This window comes from Halalkalibacter kiskunsagensis, from assembly GCF_037027555.1.
Classification (GTDB): Bacteria; Bacillota; Bacilli; order Bacillales; family Bacillaceae_D; genus Halalkalibacter; species Halalkalibacter kiskunsagensis.
This window is the reverse complement of the sequence record NZ_JAXBLX010000024.1, coordinates 43,837-70,076: the sequence shown is the minus strand read 5'-3', so window position 1 is coordinate 70,076 and position 26,240 is coordinate 43,837. Positions and strand designations below refer to the sequence as shown.

The 26,240-nt window shown below is 36.1% G+C and carries 24 protein-coding genes; 6 read left to right on the top strand and 18 right to left on the bottom strand.

Annotated features, from left to right (window positions below):
* Positions 1–573 precede the first annotated feature (573 nt).
* Positions 574–1,659: a tyrosine recombinase XerS gene (gene xerS, locus SLH51_RS14880; protein ID WP_335962129.1), complete on the bottom strand. Its 1,086-nt coding sequence runs from the start codon at positions 1,657–1,659 to the stop codon at positions 574–576.
* A gap of 903 nt (positions 1,660–2,562) precedes the next feature.
* Here xerS and SLH51_RS14875 point away from each other — a divergent pair.
* Complete coding sequence (locus SLH51_RS14875) at positions 2,563–3,102, top strand: sigma-70 family RNA polymerase sigma factor (protein WP_335962128.1); 540 nt, start codon at positions 2,563–2,565, stop codon at positions 3,100–3,102.
* Complete coding sequence (locus SLH51_RS14870; protein ID WP_335962127.1) at positions 3,078–4,382, top strand: DUF4179 domain-containing protein; 1,305 nt, start codon at positions 3,078–3,080, stop codon at positions 4,380–4,382. Before SLH51_RS14875 ends, SLH51_RS14870 begins: the two co-directional genes overlap by 25 nt.
* Before the next feature lie 31 nt (positions 4,383–4,413).
* On the opposite strand, the gene SLH51_RS14865 is transcribed toward SLH51_RS14870, so the two are convergent.
* The 9 genes from SLH51_RS14865 to SLH51_RS14825 all read right to left on the bottom strand — a co-directional run bounded on the left by SLH51_RS14865 (position 4,414) and on the right by SLH51_RS14825 (position 14,005).
* Positions 4,414–4,614, bottom strand: coding sequence for a hypothetical protein (locus SLH51_RS14865; RefSeq protein WP_335962126.1), 201 nt, complete (start codon positions 4,612–4,614; stop codon positions 4,414–4,416).
* Between the two features lie 36 nt (positions 4,615–4,650).
* Positions 4,651–5,379 (bottom strand): ZIP family metal transporter, encoded by a 729-nt coding sequence (locus SLH51_RS14860; RefSeq protein WP_335962124.1) that lies wholly within the window; start codon positions 5,377–5,379, stop codon positions 4,651–4,653.
* Positions 5,380–5,499: 120 nt separating this feature from the next.
* On the bottom strand, positions 5,500–5,727 hold the full coding sequence (locus SLH51_RS14855; protein ID WP_335962123.1) for a helix-hairpin-helix domain-containing protein: 228 nt from the start codon (positions 5,725–5,727) through the stop codon (positions 5,500–5,502).
* 230 nt (positions 5,728–5,957) lie between these two features.
* Complete coding sequence (locus tag SLH51_RS14850) at positions 5,958–6,299, bottom strand: zinc ribbon domain-containing protein YjdM (RefSeq protein WP_335962144.1); 342 nt, start codon at positions 6,297–6,299, stop codon at positions 5,958–5,960.
* Between the two features lie 252 nt (positions 6,300–6,551).
* Complete coding sequence (locus SLH51_RS14845) at positions 6,552–7,895, bottom strand: cell wall-binding repeat-containing protein (protein ID WP_335962122.1); 1,344 nt, start codon at positions 7,893–7,895, stop codon at positions 6,552–6,554.
* A 244-nt stretch (positions 7,896–8,139) separates the two neighbouring features.
* On the bottom strand, positions 8,140–9,750 hold the full coding sequence (locus tag SLH51_RS14840; RefSeq protein WP_335962121.1) for an ATP-binding protein: 1,611 nt from the start codon (positions 9,748–9,750) through the stop codon (positions 8,140–8,142).
* A gap of 269 nt (positions 9,751–10,019) precedes the next feature.
* Positions 10,020–10,226: a DUF2187 domain-containing protein gene (locus SLH51_RS14835; protein WP_335962120.1), complete on the bottom strand. Its 207-nt coding sequence runs from the start codon at positions 10,224–10,226 to the stop codon at positions 10,020–10,022.
* A 216-nt stretch (positions 10,227–10,442) separates the two neighbouring features.
* Positions 10,443–12,161: an assimilatory sulfite reductase (NADPH) hemoprotein subunit gene (gene cysI, locus SLH51_RS14830; RefSeq protein ID WP_335962119.1), complete on the bottom strand. Its 1,719-nt coding sequence runs from the start codon at positions 12,159–12,161 to the stop codon at positions 10,443–10,445.
* A 26-nt stretch (positions 12,162–12,187) separates the two neighbouring features.
* Complete coding sequence (locus SLH51_RS14825; RefSeq protein ID WP_335962118.1) at positions 12,188–14,005, bottom strand: assimilatory sulfite reductase (NADPH) flavoprotein subunit; 1,818 nt, start codon at positions 14,003–14,005, stop codon at positions 12,188–12,190.
* A 561-nt stretch (positions 14,006–14,566) separates the two neighbouring features.
* On the opposite strand from SLH51_RS14825, the gene SLH51_RS14820 reads away from it, so the two are divergent.
* Together SLH51_RS14820 and SLH51_RS14815 are read left to right on the top strand one after the other, a co-directional pair.
* Positions 14,567–14,773, top strand: a complete 207-nt coding sequence (locus SLH51_RS14820) for an alpha/beta-type small acid-soluble spore protein (RefSeq protein WP_335962117.1) — start codon at positions 14,567–14,569, stop codon at positions 14,771–14,773.
* A gap of 194 nt (positions 14,774–14,967) precedes the next feature.
* A complete protein-coding gene (locus SLH51_RS14815; RefSeq protein WP_335962116.1) occupies positions 14,968–16,356 on the top strand; it encodes a hypothetical protein in 1,389 nt (462 codons plus the stop codon).
* A 77-nt stretch (positions 16,357–16,433) separates the two neighbouring features.
* Here the strand turns inward: SLH51_RS14815 and SLH51_RS14810 are convergent, their stop codons facing one another.
* From SLH51_RS14810 to kynU, 6 genes are all read right to left on the bottom strand, one after another.
* On the bottom strand, positions 16,434–17,258 hold the full coding sequence (locus SLH51_RS14810; protein WP_335962115.1) for an aldo/keto reductase: 825 nt from the start codon (positions 17,256–17,258) through the stop codon (positions 16,434–16,436).
* A 277-nt stretch (positions 17,259–17,535) separates the two neighbouring features.
* Positions 17,536–18,492, bottom strand: a complete 957-nt coding sequence (locus SLH51_RS14805; protein WP_390183887.1) for a TRM11 family SAM-dependent methyltransferase — start codon at positions 18,490–18,492, stop codon at positions 17,536–17,538.
* A 219-nt stretch (positions 18,493–18,711) separates the two neighbouring features.
* On the bottom strand, positions 18,712–18,909 hold the full coding sequence (locus SLH51_RS14800; protein ID WP_335962114.1) for a hypothetical protein: 198 nt from the start codon (positions 18,907–18,909) through the stop codon (positions 18,712–18,714).
* Between the two features lie 325 nt (positions 18,910–19,234).
* The gene (gene kynA / locus SLH51_RS14795) at positions 19,235–20,092 is read right to left on the bottom strand and encodes a tryptophan 2,3-dioxygenase (protein ID WP_335962113.1); all 858 of its coding nucleotides are present in this window, start codon (positions 20,090–20,092) and stop codon (positions 19,235–19,237) included.
* A gap of 36 nt (positions 20,093–20,128) precedes the next feature.
* Positions 20,129–20,773, bottom strand: a complete 645-nt coding sequence (gene kynB / locus SLH51_RS14790; RefSeq protein WP_335962112.1) for an arylformamidase — start codon at positions 20,771–20,773, stop codon at positions 20,129–20,131.
* Positions 20,773–22,059 (bottom strand): kynureninase, encoded by a 1,287-nt coding sequence (gene kynU, locus SLH51_RS14785; RefSeq protein ID WP_335962110.1) that lies wholly within the window; start codon positions 22,057–22,059, stop codon positions 20,773–20,775. The genes kynB and kynU overlap by 1 nt, the downstream gene beginning before the upstream one ends.
* Before the next feature lie 220 nt (positions 22,060–22,279).
* Here kynU and SLH51_RS14780 point away from each other — a divergent pair, with 220 nt between their 5' ends.
* Positions 22,280–22,909 (top strand): TetR/AcrR family transcriptional regulator, encoded by a 630-nt coding sequence (locus tag SLH51_RS14780; RefSeq protein WP_335962109.1) that lies wholly within the window; start codon positions 22,280–22,282, stop codon positions 22,907–22,909.
* A gap of 61 nt (positions 22,910–22,970) precedes the next feature.
* Here the strand turns inward: SLH51_RS14780 and SLH51_RS14775 are convergent, their stop codons facing one another.
* A complete protein-coding gene (locus SLH51_RS14775; protein ID WP_335962108.1) occupies positions 22,971–24,182 on the bottom strand; it encodes a CynX/NimT family MFS transporter in 1,212 nt (403 codons plus the stop codon).
* Positions 24,183–24,395: 213 nt separating this feature from the next.
* Entirely contained in the window at positions 24,396–24,932 is a 537-nt protein-coding gene (locus SLH51_RS14770; protein WP_335962107.1) for a hypothetical protein, read from the bottom strand.
* Between the two features lie 233 nt (positions 24,933–25,165).
* On the opposite strand from SLH51_RS14770, the gene SLH51_RS14765 reads away from it, so the two are divergent.
* Positions 25,166–26,221 carry a glycoside hydrolase family 15 protein gene (locus SLH51_RS14765; RefSeq protein ID WP_335962106.1) on the top strand — a complete coding sequence of 352 codons (1,056 nt, stop codon included), beginning with the start codon at positions 25,166–25,168 and terminating at the stop codon, positions 26,219–26,221.
* Positions 26,222–26,240: the final 19 nt, after the last annotated feature.

Below are 26,240 nucleotides of genomic sequence, written 5' to 3'. Positions count from 1 at the left end.
GCAAAAAGAAGCAAGAGAATACTATAAGGGAATTACGCAACCTCATTTGATTTCCTTTTTTTTGAATAAGCAGGAATGAAAAATAAAGAACATGCACCTAATAGCAATAGTTGCATCTCCACCAGTTACGGAAGCAAAGCCAAAGGGAGAAGGGAGGTAACAGCTGTTGGAACCGGCTTTATAAACCACCACGTTGCGACCAAAAAAGTTACAACTAAAACCACTCTAGGTTTATTGGCTAGCATGGTCAAATTAGGAAGGAAATAGATATTAAAGGATAAAATTAGACCTAAATAAAGTCCGGTTCATTGACGATTTGTATAGGAGATTAAAATCACCACCAATAAATAAATGAAAAGTAAGTTTTGATATAAAATAGGTGGTGATTTTAATCTATAGGACAATTTAAAATGTGAAAGGAAAAAGATTTATTTATTTAAAACAATACTTTGGTTTCAGAAAAAATTCAACCGTCTCAAAATCAAAAGTATACTTTGTTACTGAGACGGTAAATCGTTATTAGATTTTGATTCCGATAATATATGTTATGTAAACTAGAAACAACCAAAAGACTTAGTCATCACCTTTTGGTATATCCATCTTATCTACAGCATGTTTAAGATCATCATTTCCAATATGCGTGTAAATCATAGTTGTTTGAATTGAAGAATGCCCAAGCTGCCTTCTTAATTTAGGGACATCATTTATTTCAATGTGGTACCTTGTAGCAAATGAATGTCTTAACTTATGAACAGATAATGCTGGCTTACCAAAAGCAGTCGCATATTTTTCAATTAATTTTTCTATAGATCTAGCTGTTAATCTTCTTGGAGTTCCTTTTGGTCCCATAGCAGCTGCTACAAATAGAGCTTTATTCGTTTTTTTAACTTTATAGCGAGTTTCACGTATAGATAAATATTCTTTTAAATCATCCATAGCTAACTTACTAAAATAAACAAATTGTTCTTTGTTTCCTTTTCGAACTACACGTGCTGTATATTTGCTATAATCAATATCATCTAAATTTAAATTTACGACCTCAGACAGGCGAAGGCCAGAGCCTAGAATTAATGATACAATCGCGGTATCACGTTCACGATTTAACAAATGAAAATTGTATAATTTCTTATTCTTTTTATTGATCTGACCATAATCATATGCAATAAAATGCCGGAATTTTTCATATTCATCCCCGAGTAGAATTTTCCCTTCCATTTTATTAGCAATCGTCTCCATACTATCTTTTAGTTCATTAAATTCTATTTTTGCCATTACATTACGGCTTAAATAAGGTTTTAAATCTCGAGTTTCTGCTATATTTTGAAGATAATTAAAAAGCGACTTTAAAGCAGATAATTTACGGTTTACTGTAATTCCTTTGTTGTTCAATTGGTATTCTAAAAAACTTAAAAATCCTTCTGCTTGCTGAATGGTAAGGGATTCTAATAGTTCGAGAGGAATGTCTTTTATGTCACCAGAATGTAAGTTTTCTGATCGTAGCCAATTAAAAAATATTTTATAATCATGTGCATAGTTTAGTAAGGAAGCAGAAGATAATTTTCTTCTTTTGTGATTGATATATTCTTCAACATACCACGGTAAATACTGAAGTATATTCTGAAGTTTTTTGTAATGCTGCTTCTGACCTTGATTTTCCAATATAACCACCTCCGTAATGCATAACTTATAACATCATAATAATCCTTTCACATTATTACGTCAAATTTATATTTTACGTAATAATGTAATTGAGCTCTCTTTGCTTGTTGACTCAAGGTCCTACCCTATTAAACATTTTGTTAATTATCGTGTTAATTTCTCGTAGATCTGATCGTAGTCTGCCTCATCAAAGCATCAATTTAAAACCTTCGTTAGTTGCATTAAACCCCAGTCGTTTGTAAAAACGTAAAGCATCTAATCTTTCTTTGCTAGTTGTTAACTGAACCATATCAGCCTCGGTCTCGTGCACGTTCAATTGCCCAATTAATAAGTTTTAATGTGGTTTTATATCAAATAGCAGGTATTTTCAAGTAATCTTCTTATTGCGTTTATCACTATAACCGGTTCATCCTTCCTACCCCTGCCCGGTCTCACAGTTATTTTAGAAAGCTCCGGAATGAAGATTTCCCAGGGGTCTAAAGAATAATTAGTACCCGGTATCAAAAACAATTGTGGGCATCTCCTTTTTCTCTCCAAACAATTTTGCAAACAGTTGAAATCCATGGACTTTAACTAAATGTATAGTGACTTCATTTTTGTTCACCATGATTCCTCCTTTAACAAACGAGTACTCTAATTTTGATTTTGCTTTTTTAATTTCGCTAGCTTAATCTATCGATAAAAAACGATTCAAATAAAATAACTACTCCCTTCGAAAATCTTTGTTATAAAAGTAGGTCGCAATAATAGCTAGGAATATTTATTCGCAATAATAAGAAAAACTCTGGATTAAACTGCTTTTTTCAGTCAGCTTGATATTTATAGTTGAATTTATAATAAAATGAAACCTATGTAACTGCTAATGTATCTAATGAATAGAACACCAAGAAAGGAGCGCAGCAATTGGAGCATATTAAAGAAGTCAAAAAAGCAATAAAAGGCAATGTTTCCTCTTTTGAGAAGTTGATTCTGAATTATAAACTTACGATGTATCGAGTAACGAAAACCATACTTGCACGTGAAGAGGATTGTGCTGATGCGATACAAGAGGCGATTCTAAAAGCCTATCAAAAGATTCATACATTACGTGAACCAGCTTACTTTAAAACGTGGTTGATTCGAATAGTAATGAATGAATGTCAGCAACAAATTAGACAAAGGAAAAAGCTGGTCTCTATAGAGGAATTATCAGAGCCGTCCTCAAAGGATCAAGGTTATGAAAAAATTGAGGTTGAACAAATGCTTGATGCCTTACCTCAAGAACAAAAACATCTGTTAAAACTATTTCATATTGAGGACATTTCGATTCAAGAACTCGCTCTTATATTTCAAGTGCCTGAAAATACGATCAAAACAAGACTTCGTCGAGCAAGAGAAAAAATGCGTGATGAATTAGAAAGACATGAGGAGGTTACGACATGGACAAATGGGAACAACAATTAAAAAATGACGTTAACTGTCCACTCTCAAACAATGTTGACGAACGAATTGACAAGACTCTACAACACTTACCACATAGAAACCAAAGACCACGAATTTTTTATGGTTTATCCGCAGCTATTATAGCGATTTCCATTACATTAGGTGGTGTGTCTTTTATGTCACCAACATTTGCAGAAACAATGAAAAGTATCCCTGTTATTGGCTCTGCTTTTGAATTTGTCGGGGATATAGGTATCAAAAAAGGAAAACAAGAAGGTCTAACGACAGAACTAGGAGAACAAGTTGAAGTAGATGGTCAGATAATAACATTTACCGAAACACTGTATGACGGTGGAGAGATCCATATTGGTTATGTGGTGGAATCAATGGTAGCAGACAATCGGCCTCATTTTTTGAGCAATCTAGAATTCTTAATAAATGGCCACTCTCCCGGAAATTACGGTATGGGGGGAATTGAAAAGGAGATTGAAAATGGGCTGTATGCAGGAACTTTTAGTATTAGCGTCCGCAACGGCGTACCTGACTCGTTTGTACTCGGAATCAGACCACGCCAGGGCAGGTCATGGTTTGTGGAGCTTCCAGTAGAATTGCAAGGAGATCATAAATCGTTCTTAGTGAATCAAACAAAGGTTCAAGAAGACTTGACGATTCTTTATGATAAAGTTACTTTCTATACTACCTCTACAGAACTGGACCTTCGTTTAATTATCGACGAAGATGTATATTTAGATGATAAATACGCGATGTTAGACTACCAAGTATTAGATGAAGACGGACGCGTATTAGAACCTTTTAGCGGTGGCGGAGGTGGCGGCGCTGCTGAAAATGGCAAATTCATTCATTCCTTTAAACATTATTATGAACCACTTGAACCTATACCAAGCTCGATTACAATTAAACCGATATTACGTGAAATAGATGAATCGCTGCCAAAAATCATAAAGAAAAAATGGGAAGGTGAAGAAGTCACCCTCTCTCAAGGTAACATAGGGCATGTAACTATCTTAGATCTAGTAGTGTCAAATGATACGGTGACGTTAACCTATCAAGTTGAAGGTGAACATCTTTATGAACAAGCAAATGCCCTCTGGATTCAAGATGAAGAAGGTAACCGATTTGATAGTGACGAAACAGCAAGACGACTTGACGATACGATCAACCGATATCAATTATCTTTCTACGGCACTTTCAATCAACAAGAACTATTTATTACTACCGTTATGAAAGACGCACCTCGCTTTTTGGAAGAATTAGAGATCACCATTGATTTGAAGAAATAAAAGAAAAACCGAGCTTTGAAAACAAGCTCGGTTATTTTGTACACTCCAAAAACTCAGCTCTTTTTTGTTGAAGTGTCAGAAGATCATTAGTAAATTGTTTCTCTGAACGATTATTTGCTCTAACAACATTTTGCTTCGTCTTTAGTGAATGATCATAACAATCTGATTTTTTTCTATGTACGATCCAATCGACAACACTACCATCAAAGGAATAGATAGCAAATGTTAACATACCTCCGAATTCTAACTTAGCATTAAAATAATTCTTTTACTCAAAATATGTAAGAATTAAAGCTGTTAATAATCCTAATGCAGATAAAAAACCTACAATGGGGCCTCCTTCTTCAAATGCTTCCGGTAACATCGTTGAAGAAACCATTGCAAATATTCCTCCCGCCGCAAAAGCTCCAATGATTGTTATGACTAAAGTAGAAGAAGGATCAATGAAAACAAACCCTAAAAGGGAACTAACAGAGGAAAGTATCATCACTACAACCCAAAGGATGAATATTTTCCCTTTGCTATATCCATCCTTTTTAAATCCTATGCTACTAGATAATCCTTCAGGAAAATTACTTATAAAAATGGCAATGACAATGACCCAGCTAACAGTTTTGTTCTCAAGTAGGCTTACCCCAATAATGACTGATTCTGGAATAGCATCTATAATCGTTCCGATAAATATGGCCATCCCTGAATGAGTTGATGGGTTTTCTTTAGAGCGCTTTCGTTCTTGTCCTCCTTTTTTACTAATAAAGAGCTCGGCCAATATAAACAAAGTCGCTCCAACCAAAAAACCGATTGACGGGTAAAGGATTCCACCGTCTTGAGTTGCATCTGCCAATAACTCAAAGGTCGCTGCTCCGATAAGGACTCCTGTTCCAAATGCCATAACGAATGCAGAAACTTTATTTGGAATGTCCTTATAGATTCCAAGTAATGCACCTAATACGAGGGAAGATCCGGCTATTCCTCCCCACATTGCTGCTAATAACATAGGTACTCTCCTATTCCTGATGGTATAGGATTAATGTACCCAGTCTTCAAAAAAAAATTGAAATCTTTTTCCTTAAGAGAGTGGTATTATGCTTTTATGACCTTGCTTTTTAAGGAATAGTTATTTTTTAGAGGCATCTGCAAAAAACGATCGTCCTTCAGCAGTAAGGGCCTTCCAAATTTGTCCAAGTGCTTTTGGTCCGATCCCATGTAATTGCATAAGTTCAGCCTCGGAAGATTTTGAAGTTTGTTCAAGCGTTAGATATCCTGCTCCTTCAAGTGCTCGGCGTGCAGGCTTGCCTAATTTTGTTGGAAGATCTGTTTTTCGACCAGCGTCACTTTCTTTCATAGCTTTACTCCTTTTAAAAGTGGACTCATTTATATAACGTTTTTAACTATAACAAATTATTCGCAAAAGAAAATTTAGATAATCACCAATAGGAGAACCTGCCGAATCAAAGCGTAATCGAATCATAAAAAGGCCGTTCATGGAGTTTCAAGAAAACTTTAATGAACGACTTGGTTACGTTGTACGTTATCCTATTAATTAGTAATGAGAACTAATTGACCACATAAAAACTATCCTTTTTTCACAAATTCAGATTTTAATTTCATCGCTCCAAAACCATCAATTTTACAATCAATATCATGGTCTCCATCAACTAAACGGATATTTTTAACTTTTGTTCCTATTTTTATGACAGAGGAAGTGCCTTTTACTTTCAGGTCTTTAATAACGGTAATAGAATCACCCTCATTCAAGACATTTCCATTTGCATCTTTAACTGTCTTCTGCTCTTCCTTATTTTCAGTTTCTACTGCTAATGTCCATTCATAACCGCATTCTGGACAGATAAGAAGATTTCCATCTTCGTAAGTGTATTTAGAATAACACTTTGGACAATTTGGTAAATCTAACATCATCTCATTTCCTCCGATTGTTATGCAATTTCCCAATAATGATTTATGTATTCAGCTTATTTTAACAGAGTTCTTATTGCATTTAAAGCCAGTTCATATTTTATATTTTTATTCATTCATTTAACTTTTTAGCTTTTTACTTATTCTCACTTTCTCCTTTTCACAGCTGTAATTTTCTTCGTCTGTTACATTAACTGATTTTTTTTGGTATAACAAAGAGGAAGATTAGGCTCTGCCAACCTTCCTCTTTGATTAATGACCTCCGTGGTCGTCCCCACTTAGTGAAACAATTTCCAACTTTTCATCAAGAATTCCTTGTGTCATAAATGATATGTTGGCGAAAGTTCCTACTACATAGCCGTGGTTATATGGACCTTCTGTCGGATCTTTACTAAATGCAGGTTTAACACTCGCTATATATTCGTAAAGTTCACTTGTTATTTCTCCGTCCTCAAGCCAAATGATTGGTGCGTGTTTTCCTAAATGAGCAAAAGGAGCTGCTGCAATGGCAAGGTCAGGTGTTGATGTAGAAGAAAATACGAAGCCATGTCCTGGATCTGTTATCCCCCAGCCAAAGTCTGTTTCAATATCTTTATAAGCTGCAAACTCAATGGATTGAGCTACTGGATTCGCGCCTTCAATACGATGAACCGCCCCATAGTTTTCCAATTCCTGAGCAATTTCATCTGAAATTATGTCTTCTGGACCAACAATGTAAATCGTTACTCCATCTTCTCTCTTATTAAGTGCATCAACCGTTTCTTTTGGAATTCCTTCGTTATCTACATAAAGCAATGATTCATTCATATGAGCAATCCAATTTGCTACAGAGATGGTATATCCTTTGGCATCTTCTTCTGAAGAACCAATAATTACATTTGGGTGTACGTCATTAATTGTTTCTGAAAACTTTTCTTCAATCTTTTGTGCGAAATCAGCTGCATTTATTCCATGTATTTGTTCAACATTATATTCGTCTAACTTATTTATTTCTTCTTTCGGAAGATCACCCACAACAAGTATTTGAACTCCTTCATTATTGCCTTTTGGTTGAAGTCTGTTGAGTTCAGTTACCACATTATCTGAAATCTCTCCATCAAAGTAAAGCATTGGGCCATCATTCGGATGGTGTACCAATGTTAAGGCAGCTAGTGAATATTGCCATTGGTTCAAAGGAGCAAGGATTACCGTACCTGGTTGGTTTTCTTCATGAGTTGCTGGCCAGACAGTTTGAGAGGTCAGAATAGACATTGCAACTGGATCATCCTCATTTATCCGTGTAATATTTTTTGTATTTGTCACGTTCAAACCGTTAGTTGCATTTTCGTTCAATAAACCTGGAGGAGTAGCAGCAGTTTGTTCTATATCCGCTCTCATTTCTTCCTCATCTAATTCTGTCTCACCTGCTCCATGTTCATGATGATCGTCGTGATCCACTTTGTCAGCTTTTTCATCACCATGTTCCATCTCATGTCCATTTGCAGGACCCACCTCTTCCTCACTCTGCGAATCCTCTAGGGAACAAGCTGTTAGGAAAACACTCAACAAGAGAAAGCCAATTAATAAAAATCGTTTGTTCACCTTACTTTTTTTCAATTTACATCAATCCTCTCTACTATTACCCATTCTCTGCATCTCATATATTATCACTTGATTATGAAGAAATTATGAAGATAATTAGCAAGAGGTGATGCTTCTTACAACAAATTCCTAATAGTTGCTCTAACGACTTTGATTTATCAACCGAATCAGCTGTAATAAACCTCATAGATGGATTATAGTTAATTAACGTATTAATTAATGAAAAAAGAAGGCCCATTCTTTTTAAGAGCGGACCTCCTTATACCGGAAGCAAAACTTTAAACGTAGTGCCTTTGCCTTTAACTGAAGTTACATCTATTATTCCTTTATGTGATTCAACAATTTGTTTACAAATTGATAACCCTAGTCCTAAGCCTTCTTCTTTGGATGAGTAAAACGGGGTAAAGATGCTGACAACTTCCTTTTCGGTTAACCCTTCACCGTTGTCTTCAACTTCAATTTTAACAAATTTAGTATGAATCATGTCAACTTCAGAAAGGTTAACGTTAATGTTCCCACCACTAGGCATCGCTTCTATTGCATTTTGTATTAGATTGATAATGACTTGTTTAATTTGTGATTCATCAATTAGTATCTTCTGATCTTTTTCCTGATTGGAAATGAATTCAACCTTTACGTGGTGTTGACTTGACTGAGTATTCATTAAATAGATCATTTCTCTTATCAGCTTCACAACGCTACATTCTTTTTTCATTTGGCTACTCGGCTTTGCCATGATTACGAATTGGTTAACTAAATGTTTTATTCTTTCGAGTTCATCCAAAATGATAGAAAGATGTTTTTCGGAGTTGCTGCTTCCTTTGTCAGTTTTCAATAATTTGGCAAATCCTATAATTGACGTAAGGGGATTCCTAATCTCATGAGCAAATCCAGCGCCAAGTTTTCCGGCAACTGATAACTTTTCTGCAGCAATCACTTGTTCTTCAAGCATAATACGTTCAGTTATATCCCTAAATTGTCCAAAAGCGCCCATTATCTTCTCATTTTCATCATAGATAGGCAAAGCATCAAATAAACAAGTTCTTTTTATCCATTGATCTTTGACATGAAAGGTAATTTCCAAGTTTTCAAATTTGCTACCCTGTTGCAAAACTTGATAAATATAAATACTAATTGGTTCAAATAAATTCACATGATGTCCAATTATATTTTCTTTATTATGACCAGTTATATATTCTCCGGCTGGATTGAATTCAATAATGGTCCCTTTTGTATCTGTAATAATTATCCCACTCTTTGTTGAGTCAATCATCACTTGATGTAAAATATTGAGCCGTCTGTTTTGTTTTCGAATTTTCAGTTCTCGTTCAATCGAATCAACTGCAGATGATAACAACCCTAAATGGAAGGAGCTTGCATATTCAATTGTCGTCATGATACTAATCGTTCCCGAAATCTTTTCTGAATCATCAAAAGAAAAAGGAGCAGACATACAAGCAGTTGAATGTAAACAATAATGATAATGTTCTTTTCCTATTATTTGAATTGGCTTATTATATTTCAAGGCTAAGGAGATCGAGTTTGTTCCTACCCCTTGTTCTTCAAATAGGACACCCTCATCAATTCCTAATGAAGTTATACTCTTTTGTATTGTTTCATCTCCATACATTTCAAGAATATATCCTTCATGGTCAGTAAACATTACAAGGGTTGGTATACCTTCCATAAATTGTAGGAGTTTCTTCATGAAATGTCTGGAGACAGTGAGAAGCTCTTTATACTTCTGCTTCCGGCTATAATGTATAGTTTTAACTAAACTTGATTTTGGAAAAGGAATATCATTAGGATCCATCTTATAATGATATTTACAATTATATTTTGATTCTAAGATATATGATTCTTGTTTCATGAAATTTCTCCTTGTTAACTGCTGCTCAACATTTCCCTTCGCACAAAAAGTCGAATCTTGTCTATTATAAAGATATCATAAATTTACATTATGCGCTCCTATAACTTTAGTATAAATTCGAAAAAATGAATAAAGAATAAAGAGACCCCTTAGCAGTGAGGTCTCTTTACATTCATATTAATGAATTACTATTTATTTTTTTCTAATTGAGTGTCTCACTCGGTCTTTTTGTATGTAGCATCTCCCAAGACATGAATTGCATCAAGTTATTACTTTAACCGCTTATAATTGTCATGTTTAACAACTGTACGATATTTACTTTTATCTTTAGTAAGAATGTTATTAAATTCAATCGCTACCGTATTATTATAAACGTTGATAACTTTCCCTTCTTCTGCCTTATACTCCCCTTCGAGTACTTTTATTTCGTCACCTATATTTATATCATGCTCCATTTGTTCTGTTTCTTTTGTCATAACGTCTCCCCCTTTGTTAAATTATTGTTTGAAACTTGGTGTTTTTTAATACGTTGAGTTTAATACAAATCTACATGAAAAGCTACCACAAATTAAACATACGAAATTTGATGTTCTAGAATTGGCATCATTCTTGAGAAGTCACAAACTAAAATTTATTTTCCTAAACAGACCAATAAAGAGACAGGAATGCATTCCTGTCTCTCATGATTTTAATTAATCATGAAAATTCGTACCATCTGTCACTGCTTTAATAACCCCAGCACGAATGACAAAGTCACCGAAGTGCTCGCTTTTTTCTCTTTCTTTCGCATAGCGAGAAAGAAGGGAGCGTAATTCACTTAAAATCTCTGCCTCGCCAATATTTTCCCGATACATTTTGCTTAGCCGACTGCCATCATGTGCTGCACCAAGATACATGTTGTATTTACCTGGAGCTTTTCCAATAAAGCCAATTTCACCTAGTGTTGGACGAGCACAGCTATTTGGACAGCCAGTCATACGAATTGTTATTTCTTTGTCTGTCAATCCGTTTTCATCAACAATTTCATCTATCTTGTCGATTAATTCAGGCAAATAGCGTTCAGCTTCCGCCATTGCTAATCCACAAGTTGGAAGGGAAACACAAGCTAGAGAGCTTCGACGGATGGCTGAGTACTGCTTACCATCTGTTAAACCAAATTGTTCAATTAATTCGGTAATCTTTTTCTTTTTCTGACTTGTCACATTTGCAATAACTAAATTTTGGTTAGCAGTTAAACGAAAATCACCACTATGGATTTTAGCAATTTCACGCAAACCAGTCATTAGTTTATAGTCATCCAAATCGGTAATACGACCACCTTGCACAAATAATGTAAAATGCCATCTTCCTTTAATACCCTTTACCCAACCATAGCGGTCCCCATTATGGTCGAAATGAAAAGGCTTCGCTTCGTCCATACTCCAACCTAGACGATTTTCTAATTCTGCCACAACAGTTTCTAACCCAAGACGATCAACCGTATATTTGAAGCGAGCATTTTTTCGTGCGGAACGATTTCCATAATCGCGTTGAATAGTTATGATTTTTTCTGCTACATCATATGTTTGTTCAGGCTTACAGAAGCCGATTACTTTTCCAAGTTGTGGATATGTTTCTTTGTCGCCGTGTGACATCCCCATACCGCCACCAATTGTTACGTTAAATCCAACTAGCTTATTATCCTCAACAATTGCAATAAAACCAAGATCTTGTGAAAAGATATCAACATCATTTGATGGTGGTACGGCCATACCTATTTTAAACTTTCTCGGCAAATAAAGTGGTCCATACATTGGTTCAACTTCTTCTACCTCTGGCGTTCCTGCGACTTTTTCTTCATCAAGCCAAAGTTCATGATACGCTCTCGTACGAGGAAGCAAGTCATCACTTAATTGTTTGGACCATTTAAAGACTTCAGAATGAACCTCAGATTGATCTGGATTCGGGTTACACATGACATTTCGATTTACATCACCACAGGCAGCAATTGTATCCAAAAGAGATGCATGAATTTCTTTAATCGTTTGTTTCATATTCCATTTTAAAATTCCATGCATTTGAAATGCCTGACGAGTTGTTAGCTTTAACGTACCATTTCCATATTTTTGAGCAAGTTCATCCATTATTAGCCATTGCTCCGGCGTTGATACGCCACCTGGCGTCCGAACACGCAGCATAAATTGATAAGCTGGTTCAAGCTTTTGCTTTTGACGTTCATTACGTAAGTCACGATCGTCTTGCAGATAGCTTCCGTGGAATTTCATTAATCGATTATCGTCATCAGAAATTCCAGAGCTGATTCGATCTAGCATTGTTTCTTTTAGTGTGCCACGCAAATAGTTACTTTCTTCTTTTATACGTTCAACATCACTTGGTGGGCCTTCTGGTGCATTTAACGTTTTATTCACCATTAAAAATACTCCTTTCAATCCAACAATCAGTATACATCACGCTGGTATCGTTTTTCTTGTTGCATTGTTGCAAGATACTCTTCTGCTTTTTCACGGCTCATACCGCCTTCATGTTCGATAATCTCAATAAGAGTGTTATGCACGTCATGTGCCATATGTTTCTCATCGCCACAAATGTATACTGCGGCTCCTTGTTGTAACCACTCAAATAATTCTTTGCTCTGTTCTTGCATGCGATTTTGTACATACACTTTTTCATCAGTATCGCGTGAGAATGCAACGTCCATTTTCGTCAGAATACCGTCTTTTAACCACTTTTGCCATTCAGTCTGATAAAGGAAGTCTGTCACGAAATGTTGATCTCCAAAAAACATCCATGACTTTCCTTCAACTCCCAATTCTTCACGTTCTTGCATAAACGCACGGAATGGAGCAATACCTGTTCCAGGTCCTACCATTATAATCGGGGTATCTGGATTTTGTGGTAGTTTAAAGTTTTGATTGTGCTGAATGTACACAGGAAGAGTATCACCTGCTTGCAAACGTTCTGAACATAAAATCGAGCAAACCCCATCCCGATCACGTCCATGTGTATTGTAACGTACTGCACCGATTGTCAAATGTACTTCATCAGGATTCGCTGTTAAACTGCTTGCAATTGAATAAAGACGCGCTGGCATTTTACGTAAAATGGAAACAAATTCTTGTGCTGAAACACTCCACGGACCATAATCTCGAACCAGGTCAAGCAGATCGCGTCCATTAATATACTCTTTTACTTTATCTTCATTGCCTGCTGATAACAGTTCTTTTAATTTAGGGTTTGCCGTAAGATCAGCTGCTTGTTGAAGCAATGGTTTTGTTAATATCGTAATTTCAAACTGAGAAGTTAGGGCTTCTTTCAATGATCGAACATCGCCCTGTTTATTGACCTTAACAATCTCATCTGGATCCCACTTTAGTTCCTGTAAAAGCAAATCAACAAGAGCAGGATCATTCTCCGGATAAATACCAAGGCTATCACCTGGTTCATACGTAAGTCCAGACCCTTCAAGAGATAACTCTAGATGGCGAGTTTCTTTATTTGATCCACGACCGTTTAAGTTTAAATTTTCAAGCACTTCTGCTTTAAACGGATTTGTTCTAGAATATTCTGATTCAACAGCGGCTTGCGGAGTTTCGACTGAAGCAGCAGCACTTCCACCCTGAGCTTCTTTTAAACCGCTAATAACTCCTTCAAGCCATTCTGCTGCTGGTTCATCAAAATCAAGATCACAGTCAACTCTCTCGTTTAGGCGCTTGCCTCCGAGTTCTTCTAAACGCTGATCAAACTCTTTCCCTGTTTGACAGAAAAATTCATACGAGCTGTCTCCTAGTGATAAAACAGAGAAACGTAGATCATCGAGTTTTGGAGCTCGTCTGCCATGTAGAAACTCATGGAAGGACAGCGCGTTATCTGGCGGATCTCCTTCGCCGTGCGTACTTACAATAATGAGTAAATTATGAAGTTTCTTCAAATTATTCGGCTTAAAATCACTCATTGATGCGACAGTCACTTCAAATTCCTGCCCTCGAAGAGTTTTTCCTACATTTTCAGCAAGTCCCTGTGCATTCCCTGTCTGTGAGCCATAAAGAATGGTCACTTCTTTAGAAACTGGCTGAACGTTGATTGTAGGAAGTTCTGCAACAGGTGCTTCTGGTGTACTTGCTACAGAAGCAGACTGTGTTGCGGCTAGGTAACCACTAAGCCAGACTTTTTGTGATTCTGTCAGTGATGGCAGAAGATGATTAAGGAGCTCTGCCTGCTCTTGATTAAACGGACTGTTCATTACCTGAAGTTGCAACTATATCCACCTCACAAAAAAGAATATAAATTTATGTACATCATTTTATTAATTATGACGGTTTTCAACAAACTTTGCCATTCACAATTAGCGAAAATAATTAATTTAATCGTATGTCTATTATTCCGATTAGTCAAATTTGTTTTAGTTATCTCTATCATTTGTAATTTTTATGATTGGTTAGGCAGTACCCTCACTATTTCTTAATTTGGTTATTTCGATTCCTTTTCATTCCTTCTTGTACTACATTGCTATTAAAAAAGAATAAATCGCTGATTTAGTCTTACAAAGATGTGACTGTCCTTATTCTTTTTCATCTCTTCTGCATTCCGCTAATCTTCTCTTATAAAAGGTAAAAGAATCGTAATCGTCGTACCTTTCACAATGCTCGCAAACGATAGCGACTTTTTGTGCTCTTCAATAGTTTTCTTGCATCTTAATTTAATAGTACAGCGTTGAACAAGCTGGAAATATTTATTTTATATTTATCGTACCCTTTTGTACATAAACGGTATAAATTTTAACATACTATTCTCAAAACCAAGAAAGAGGTGTTTTAACATGGCAAGTAGCAACAATAATTCAAATCAATTATTAGTTCCAGGTGTACAGCAAGCATTGGATCAAATGAAGTATGAGATTGCATCAGAATTTGGCGTTCAATTAGGACCTGACACAACTTCCCGTGCAAACGGCTCTGTTGGTGGAGAAATCACAAAAAGATTAGTTCAAATGGCTGAGCAACAAATAGGTGGATCTCAGTTTTAATTATGGAAATATACGGGCGCTTACATTCATGTAAGCGCCCTATTAAGTTAATGTGATATAACCTCATTTTCAGAAAAACGAATAAAGATTTTTAAGTGGATATATTTCCTTACTAACCAAGATTCCATTCGACACTCGTAGCTAATGCATTCAAAAACGAAGTATGATATAGTTTTAAAAAAGGGGGTATTTCTATGCAGCCGACCGAATGGACATTACTAAGTAAAGACAAAGAACAGATTTCTTTACAAGCACACAAACTCACTTTTTTCCAGCAGTGTAAGCTTGTTGAATGCATTGACTCAAATAACTCGCATTATTTACTTTTTTTCTACAAAGATCATTTTTTAACTGTTCAGCCTTTAAAAGATTTCACACGAAACTCGTTTTTAGGAAACGCAGAAAAACATGGGGTTTTCATCTATGCACCTAATCCGCTGTTCTCACGGTTACTCCCTCCATTGTCTACAGTTAAAATCAGTCCTATTCGTCAACTAATGACTACGATAAAAAAAGACTACTCCCTTGAAGAGACTGCTCTTATCACTTCCTACTTTGATTCTTATCTATCAGCTGACACACTTGAATCATTTTTAAAAGAATGCTTTTTTACATATCGTCGTAATGGTAAATTAAGAGCTGCCTATCGTTTAGCAATGATTCTACGTTCAAGAGGATACAATCGAAATTGGATCACTTCTACTACAGAACACTTAGACTATGCTAGTGCTGCAAACTATTTTAAAGCACCTTTATCTAAACTGCTTTCGTCGGATCCAATTTATGTTGAACAACAATGCTTCTTAAACTTGAATAAGAATTATGACCTTTTAGTGACACTCTATACTCACCAAAACCGTTTGAATGACCTCCTTTTTATCCGTATAGCTAAATGGCTTAACCAGCCTACTGCAGTAACGTATCCTAAACTAGTTCAAGACTTAACTGAGTACTTTGAACATGATGAAGTCTTACAATTTCTACTCTCTTTCCTTCCACACACATCGCCTAAATCTGGACTTCACCAAGACGTATATCAACGCCTAATCAAGAAACAGGACTACAAAAATGCCATTACTTTACTTTTCGCTTATTCATTTTCCCTATCAGATAATGAAATGGATGAACTTTCTGACTTGATTGATTATAATTTTCTTTCACATTTAACCCTTTCTATAACATCAATTTCCGAACGCCTGTTCCCTTTGGTTGGTAAGCGACCTCTACTATTTGAAAAAATTCTGCGTTCAACACTTCCGCAACTTCTAAAGCAACATAGTTTGTCTGAAATCCATTCTTGGCTTCAACAATTTCAATTCAACGATGAGATTCCGGTAAGAAATAAGATCAATAACATGTTTAACATAATGGATGATCCCGACAACCAATTGGAACTAGGCATGCATTATTTTGACTTACACCAATATGAACAAGCAATTGACTGCTTTAGTTGGGAAATGGAGCTTCACCCAAATGAAGTAGAGCCTATTAAGTGGCTAGCTAAAACGTATCGTAAAATTGGAAAACTTGAGGAAGTGGAAACCTATCATAATCTTCTGTCACAAATTCAGCGATCATCTTAGGTGGAAGGTCCTAGGCTTATCACAAAAAAGGCCGACCTCGGAGATAAATACCCCTAAGTCGGTCCCGTAACAATAATTTAAACTTTATAAAAGTCTGCAGGATCTGCCCCTATTCGTTGATTGGTGTTAAGATCATCAAGTTTCGCCATATCTTCATCTGATAATTCAAAATCGAATACATCGAAGTTCGCTTCAATACGAGAAGGCGTTACAGATTTTGAAATGACAATGATATCGTTTTGAAGATGCCAACGGATAACCACTTGTGCAGGACTTTTACTATATTTCTCAGCAAGTGCTAAAACCGTACTATTATTTAGAACCTCTCCACCTTGCATAAGGGGTCCCCATGCTTCTACGAAGATATCGTGCTTGGCACAAAATTCGCGAAGCTCTACTTGTGAAAAACAAGGATGCAATTCCACTTGGTTTAAAACAGGCTTAACCTTACATTCACTTAACAATCTCTCTAAATGTGGAATATGGAAATTACAAACGCCAATAGCTCGTACTCGTCCATCCTCATATAACTTTTCTAATGCACGATACGTTTCAACATATTTATCAACTTTGGGCATCGGCCAATGGACTAAATACAAGTCTATGTATTCTAATCCTAACTTTTCTAAGCTTTTATCAAACGCTGCTAATGTCTCTTCATATCCTTGATCAGCATTCCATACCTTTGTTGTGATGAACAATTCTTCACGAGGTACATCAGCTTCACGGATTCCTTGTCCAACACCTGCTTCGTTTTGATAAATGGCTGCCGTATCAATGGAGCGATAACCAACGTCAATCGCCTTTTTAACCGCGTCAACCGTAATACTTCCATCCTCTACTTTAAAAACACCAAACCCTAGCTGTGGCATTTTCACTCCATTATTTAATGTAACGATCATAAAAAGTCCTCTTTTACCCTCTACAAATAATTACTATCCTAACAACAATAATGTTATAGAAAGTTCAAGAAGATTAAAAGTAGTGAAATCATTTAAATCTAATCACAAAAAAGATATTTACTATCTTTTTTATAGTGTGATTTTTATCATCATGTTCACTTTCAGAAACTATTTATTCATTTAATGTATTAGGCTATAAAATTCAGGATGTCTTAGAAGGTAGTCCTCTATTTTAAGCATTCTTCAATATTTTTAGATCTGCTTCTTACCCTTTTAATCATTCACAAACTATAATTTGCCTAGTAAATCCCCCTTTTTTAGCAACACAACGATCCACAATTACGAGTCCTGCTTTTTCTATTATTGAATCAATCGTTTCAATTGTAATAATGACCACTTTTTTTGCAAATATTCGAGCACTTTCGAGCATCTCAAGCTGATCTTCTTTACTAAGTACAGAACATAGATTATAGGGCATATCAATTATGGCCACATCATAATTTTCTGTTACATCTCGAATGTCTCCTAACGTAACTTCAGCATGAAATCCAAAATGCGCAATATTTCCTCGTGCGCCGGGTATGACAAGTCGATTTAAGTCTCGTCCGACAATATCCATGCCCATCGAAAGTGCTTCTACGAGTACTGTACCGATTCCACAACACGGATCAATTAGTTTTACCCCATTGGGATTAGGCGCTGCAATATTGACAATTGCTCTAGCTACTCGTGTACTCAATGCAGTGGAATACTGATGTGGCTTCCTTTGATGATGCAACCAAATTGCTTCACTTTTTATATATTTACCAAATATCCAACCCTCGTTCACTTTCATAATTGCAAACAATAATTCTGGCTTAAGTAGATCAACTTCCCCATTTATTTGTAAACCTATTTCACGCTCTATCTCACGCCTTTTTTTAAAGCCAATCTTTTCATCTTGACCTAGGTCATCATTTTTAACAAATACAACTTTAAAAGTTGCTTCGACAGTTTGTAACTTTTTCAAACGGAGGGCTATATCCTCCAAACATGTTCCTTTAAAAATCACATCAATTCTTTCTTTTATAAATGGACTTCTACTCGGGTCAATTGGAATCGAACTTTCCAAAATAGAAGTCTCAATATCCCTTCCAAAAATCGCACGCATTTCTAACTGACACAAAGAACGTTCGTCCTCACGACATGAATATGTATAAATATAACTAAGAAGATCTAAATTAAAATCATTCAAGCTGCGCTCATCCTTTTCTATACTATTTCACTAAAAGCAATTTCACTTATTCGATTCCAAACAAAAAAGCCCACATTCTCGCATTAGAAAGAGGCGTAGTGAGCTCAATTTGCGTTTGCTTGTACATATATAATTTTTTACGCTTTTTGTAGTGATATGTTGAATCAAATATTAACTGAGGTCAGCATATTGTTAACAAAGTTGTGCCAAATTGGCAAGTTATTTCAATGCTTCTCCATGTTCAAGTAAATAACTAACCATTCTACCTACTTGCTCAAAATCAAGCTCATGTGAAGCAGCTTTAATTTCTTCATATATTAATAAATCAATAACCTCATCACGTTGCATTTCATCCCAATTGTTTTCTTTATCTAATTGTGCGAGCTGTGATTTGATTCTATTTATCGCTTTACCCAACTCACGTCCCTCCTTCAAGTTTTATTTATCCTATGTCCCTTGTCCTTTTTTGCTACAATTGGATAGGTGTTAAATTATATTTTTTCTGTCTATTTAACTATATAATGAATAAGTATCAAATTACAACCATACGATAACTCCCTTTCAAATATTAGCTTATAATTATAACCAATGACTGTTTAAATTTTTAATTGCTTCTTCTAATTCAACAAGTGCTTCTTTTATATACGTTACTTTTTCAGAAAACTACAAGATACCAGCTTCTACGAGTTGACCTCTTATATGAAACATCAGTGAAGAACATTTCTCCACCGATGCAGAACATCTAGATTTCAGTACGGAGATCCCACAGCTCTGGGAAAAAGCGTTGGTCTAATACTTTTTTCAAATAATTCACGCCAGATGATCCACCTGTTCCTACCTTAAATCCAATAATACGTTCTACAGTTTTCATGTGACGGAAACGCCATTGCTGGAGCCAATCTTCGATATCAACTAATTTCTCTGCTAGTTGATACAAATCCCAGTATTTGTCAACGTCTCGATATACGGTTAGCCATGCATCACGTACAGTTACATCTTCTTCATATGGCTTAGAGAAATCACGTTGTAATAAATCTGGATTTACATGCAAGCCTGCTTTCGCAAGTGCTTGAATGGAAACATCATATAGACTCGGGGCATGATAAGCTTTTGTAAGTGTCTGATGCAACATTGAATCTTTTTCATAAATCTTTAAGATATGACCTGTTTTGTACCCAAGAGCAAATTCAATTAAGCGATATTGATACGATTGAAATCCAGATGCTTGACCTAATGAATCACGGAACTCCATATATTCAGCAGGAGTTAGTGTTGAGAGGACATCCCATGCTTGAATAATTTGTGATTGAATCTTTGACACACGTGCTAAACGCTTAAAAGAAGTTGGTAAATCATCTGCCTGGATGGACTCAATGGCTGCATTGGTTTCATGTAAAATCAACTTCATCCAAAGTTCACTTACTTGGTGAATGATAATAAATAGCATTTCATCATGGTGTTCAGATAATCGATTTTGACTTGAAAGAATATCCTCTAACTTTAAGTACTCACCGTAAGTCATATTATTAATAAAATCGGTATGAATTCCTTTTTCCGCTTCCGTTGCTTTGTTTTGATAGTGTTCATGATTATTCGTCATAGTGCTCCTCCTTTAGAATATCATTTTCACCTTATATCATATGGGCCTTATAACAGCTCGTACCGGACTCCCATCTGCATCTTTTAATGGAAGAGGCAGAGCTATTAGTTCATAATCGCCTTCTGCAACATGGTCCAACATCAAGTTTTCTAGGATGGCAATATTGTATTTGAAAAGAGCGTGATGACCTTCTAAGTCTTTACTATCAAGCGAGTCTACAGAGGGTACATCGACACCAATAAGTCGCACACCGTTTTCAAACAAATAACGAGCTCCATCAGCCGTTACATAGGGTATGCTCTCAGGAAAGACCTCAGGTTGATTTGGAACAGAGGTTTTGACTAAAAGGCGAGTTACCCCTTTTAAATCAAATTGACGTAAAGTTGGTTCATCTATTTTTTCATAAGCTGAGATATCAATGATTCTCGCTTCTCCAATGTACAAATTAACATCTAAATCCAAGATTGTTGCCCCATCATTTTTAAAATGAAACGGTGCATCAACATGTGTTCCCGAATGAACACTTGTTGTCATTTGACCGATATTAACGGAACCGGTTTGCTCCTTTGAGTACGTCACTTTATAGGAAAAAGGTGTATCTTCTGGCCAATGAGCTATTCCTTCATGTAACGGCTGAGAAACATCAATCCATTGTGCTTTTTTATTATCTTTTGACTGCATTAGGCTACCACCCCACGTTCATTTTTAAATTTCTTATAAAGCTCTTCTTCCATAATTGTCTTTAATATTTGTACACTGCTCCATACTTCCTCATATGTGTTATACAAGGCAACAGGAGCTAAGCGAACCCCATTTGGTTTGCGGAAGTCAGGAATAATGTTCTTTGCTTTTAATGCTTTGCAAATTCTAGCCGCTTCCGGGTGTTCAATATATATATGACCGCCTCGCTTATCCTCTTCTTTAGGATTGCGAATGACAAACCCAAAGTCAGACAATTCATAGTCGATGAGATCCATTAAGTACTGTGTCATTTTTAATGATTTCTTTCGAATATTTTCAATCCCTGCTTCTTCAAAAATAGCAAGTGACCCAATCAAAGGTGCAATACTAAGTACATGCGGCGTTCCCATTTGGAATGCACCAGCATGTTCAGCTGGTGTTAGGACATGCTCCATATCAAACTGTTTATCCTTTTTAGAGCTAAACCAACCAGAAAGTCCCGGATGCTTGCCAAAGTGTTTCTTGTTCACATACAGTCCTCCAACACCACCAGGTCCACCATTTAGATGTTTGTAATTACACCAAAAGGCAAAATCAACACCCCATTTACTTAATTCATGAGGAATGGAACCAATTGAGTGACAGAGATCAAAACCAATTAAAATATTACGTTTATGTGCTTCAGCTGTTAAACGCTTCATATTAAGAATTTGCCCACTTCGATAAAGAACACTAGGCAGCACAATAAGGGCAACATCATCTTTCATCTCATTTATGATGTCCTCTTCATGTAAAGTGTGTCCATCTTTACTTCGCACTTGAACTAAATGCTCGCTCGGTTCAAACCCTTTTAGCTTTATCTGACTTTGCAGTGCATAAATATCGCTTGGAAAATTTAATTCGTCTGCTAAAATCTTTGTTCTTTTGCTATCGGGCTCATAAAAGGTTGCGACTAATTGGTGTAGATTTACGGTCGTTGAACCCGTTACTATTACTTCATCTGGATTCCCTCCAACAAGAGGCGCTATCTTCTCCCCTATGGTTTCAGAAAGATAGAACCACGGGTTATCCCCTTCCGTCCAGCCTTCGATACCATAATTCTTCCAAGAATCAAGCAATTGAAGCACAGTTGTTTCAGCTCGTTTAGAAAGCAGTCCAAGCGAATTGCCATCAAGGTAAATTCGATCTTCTTTCACATAAAACTCTTTACGATATGAAGCAAGTTGATCCTGTTTATCTAACTGCTTAGCGTACTCCACTTCGTAAGCGTTTTCATTATCTGGCATTTACGTAACCCTCCTGAAAAAAATGGAAATGCTTTTTCAATAATTGAATTGTATATTGATAATGATATGATGTCAATGACATTACGTCATCTAAAAGAAAAAAAGATGAAATCATTGTAATTAAGAAAATATGCTTGTAAACTTGAGCTATTCAAGTGAATGAATAGGTCATTTCATCCTAGTAAATAGAGAATTATATGTGCGAAAAGAGGTGTAATGGATGACAAACAATCTTGAAAATTTATCAGCAAGAGAACGGCAAGCTATTCAAACGAGAAAGAAGCTAATTGAAGCCGGACGCGAAACATTCATCGAAAATGGGTTTCAAAAAGCAACGATTTCACAAATTATTAAAAAAGCGAATACTGGCTATGGTACTGCTTATGTTTACTTTAAAAATAAAGATGATCTTTTTATCATTTTAATGGAAGAAGTAATGGGTCAGTTTTATAAAATAGCTGAGCGTACATTTAGCCCAACTTCAAAAGAAGAAGCACACAATTTAATCTCCAAACAAGTCCGTTCTTTTCTTGAATTAGCAATAGAGGAAAAAGAAATTATGAACATAGTAAAGGAAGCATTAGGGATATCTAGTGAGGTAGAAGAAAAATGGAATAAGATTCGTGAACGATTTATCGAGCGAATTTCTGTGGATATTCGTTTCTCCCAAAGAAATGGACTAGCGACTACTTCTTTTAATTCAGCTCTTGTTGCACGAGGCTGGTATTATGCAAATGAGATGTTTATGTGGGATTGTGTAAAAGGTGATCATCTTTTCATAGAAGATGTCATTGATAATTTAACAAACCTTTATATGAACGGATTGTATGATAACTCCTGTAGTTCTTAGATTCAACATAAAATGAGAGTGTGAACCTGTTATGGTGCACACTCTCATTTTGCTCTGTTCACTATACCGTTTTATTCTTACCAGCTCCAAGACCTGCTATCACCATGATCACAATAATAAAAACAAAGATGACAAATGTAACGCTCGGAGTTTTCGTAACATCCAAAAGCATTCCAATTGTAAGTGGACCAATTGCAGCGAGTGAATACCCTATTGATTGTGACATCCCCGATAACTCTGCAGCCTGCTTAGAATGAGCAGATCGAAGGCCGATTAAAGTTAGTGCTAAACTAATGGAAGCTCCCTGACCAAGACCAATTAAAACTACACTGCACGTTAGGACTAAAACACTGTCAGTAATAGTAATCCCTATAATTCCAATCAGATAAAACACCCCAATTAGCCAAACGATGCCCTTCTGATTCGAAAAACGATCGGCATAAATCGGAGTAAGCAAGGCCATAGGCAATCCAGCTAATTGCATAATTGAAACCATCCAGCCTGCTTCTGACATGCTTAACCCACTATTACTAAGGATTTCAGGCAACCATGCAATTAAACTGTAAAACAAAAATGACTGTAGGCCCATAAAGATTGTTACCTGCCAAGCTAATTTTGAACGCCATATTGTTGTGCTTTTTATCTTAATATTTCTCATGTAAGACGATGTAATAGGAGAAGCGTTTTTTAATTGAGGGATCCACATCAAGACAGCTACAACTGTTAGAAAAGCCCAAACGGCTAATGATTTTTGCCAACCTAAATGAAGCCCGTGCGCTAAAGGAACACTTAAACCTGAACCAATTGCTGCAAATACACACATTGAAGTTGTATACAAACCAGTCATTAGACCAATTTGACTAGGGAATTTACTTTTTACAATACTCGGTAACAACACATTCGATATGGCAATACCGATTCCTACTAAAGCGGTTCCAGTAAATACGGTCATTGAAAGTCCCATAGATCGTATAATAATTCCGACCAGTAAAGTGAGCAATCCGAAAAACACCATCAGCTCATTTCCAAACCGGTACCCTAACTTCGGAGCAAAAAACGATAGCAATGCGAATGCTATCAATGGAATCGTTGTCAGCAAACCAGCTAATCCATTCGATATCCCAACATCAACGCGAATCGATCCGACTAATGGGCCAACTGCAGTAATAGCAGGACGTAAATTAAAGGAGACAAATAAAATGCCCATTAATAATACGACATTATGTAATGCGAGCCCTTTCTCTTTAGAATGAAGCAAAGGTTGATTTTCCATTGTCTGTAACCCCTTATCTTACCGTCAATGAATCTATTGTAACAAACTTCAAGCTTTCAAGGTAAAGAGTATTCGAGATCTATTCCATTATTGCTTGAATAAATACACGATTCCATAAATAAAAAAAGATAGAATCAGCCATTTCATTTGCTGAATCTATCTTTTTTACCCTAAGTAGTCTAGTCCAATCACAAAAAAAGATTTCTCACATTTTTAACTTCCTTTTTCCCTTACTAATTCTTGCAATCGTTGTTTACAAAACGTAATTTTCTCATCATCATTTATTTCAAGTGCTTCGTACAAATCCATTAATAAATAATTGATTTCAAATTTCGTCACATATTCTTTCGTTTGTTTTGACATTGCTAACGATTCTTTTTTTTCTTGTTCTTTTTTCCTTGTCCGAATTTCTATAATATCTTGCAACTTTTTTTCTGCTCTTTGCTTCTTTCGTTCATTAATATTTATGATTCCAAGTCTTTTCTTCCTAGCTTCAAACAGTAATTGATTAAACGGCAATGAAAATGTCTTTTCCGTTATGATTAATTCCTGTATCGATAAAGTAAATGAATTTTCTTTCTCGATAAACGGCAGTTCATATATTTCCTCGCCATGAATGATTAGTGTTTTTACCTCTTTATCTGAGATCCATTCATAACGATACACTTTTTCAATTTGTTCTAAAAACGACGTTACCAATGCTTGGTCCATTTCCAAGTTAATATTTGAAAACCGAGCAAAAAAACTCATATTAGTCACCTCTTTTATTGTTTTATTTTTCGTTAAACAAAAAAGGCGTTCTTATCGAACTAACTATAGAACAACCTCTACTAAATGTTCATTATTATTAGATTTTATGAATAGATGGCTTGTCCAAATACTTTAATTTTCATTTTAAGAGTCAATATTTCATGTATAAGTGCCTTTAATTTCGGTTAAAACGATGACAAGAAGTACTACGGACAAACCTAGGAGGAGATAACATGGACCGTTTACAAGAAAGTTATCAATTGTTAACCCAATTAAGGCAGCCCAATCATTTGTACCTTGCTAGCCAGTCAAAAGAGTATCACTATTTTTGGATAAGAGATGCTGTTTACATGTCCCTTCCTTACATGACGAAAAAATGTGACACATTCACTAAGACCATGCAAGCCATACTTGATGTGTTTCGTCGGTATGAATGGAAAATTAACATTCATACCAAACAACGTCCGCAAGCTGTATATGAATACCTCCATGCCAGGTATAGTCCTGATGGCTATGAAATTCATGAGCAAGAATGGGGACACGCGCAGCACGATATGATAGGTGCATTTTTATTTGCATTAGGCTCCGGTATTATCGAACATAAAAAAACTATATTTCGAGATGATCGAGATCACCAAATTGTTCAAAAGCTTGTGTTTTACTTAATTTGTTGTAATTACTGGGAAGATGAAGATAATGGCATGTGGGAAGAAACGAAGGAATTGCACGCAAGTAGTGTTGGTGCATGCGCAGCAGGATTAAAAGCAGTACAACCAATTGTTTTCGTTCCTCAAGAAGCAATAGATAAAGGGCTGGAAACATTAAATACTTTGTTCCCTAGAGAAAGCTACACAAAAGAGGTAGATCTTGCCCAACTTAGTCTGATTTATCCTTATAAACTGTATGACGGTGATAAAGCAAGGCAAATCATAGACCGAGTAGAACGGTCATTGCTACGCTCAAATGGCGTAATTCGTTATCAAGGCGACAGCTACTTTTCAAAATTCGAAGCGTCGCATGGGCGCTGTCACGATAAGACGTTTTATTTTGGAACAGAAGCAGAATGGACATTCGGACTACCATGGCTCTCCCTTTGTTGGCTGACCTTAAATGACGAAGAGCAAGCTCTTCACTATTTAGAACGAACGAAACAAGTGATGTTAGAAGGTGCGGTTTTACCAGAAGCATATTTCGCACATTCAAAGGATCCTAACCCTAATACACCACTTGGTTGGTCAAGTGCGATGTATATATTAGCCCAAGAAAAACAACGAAACACTGCGGTATAACCTCTATGATGTATTTGAA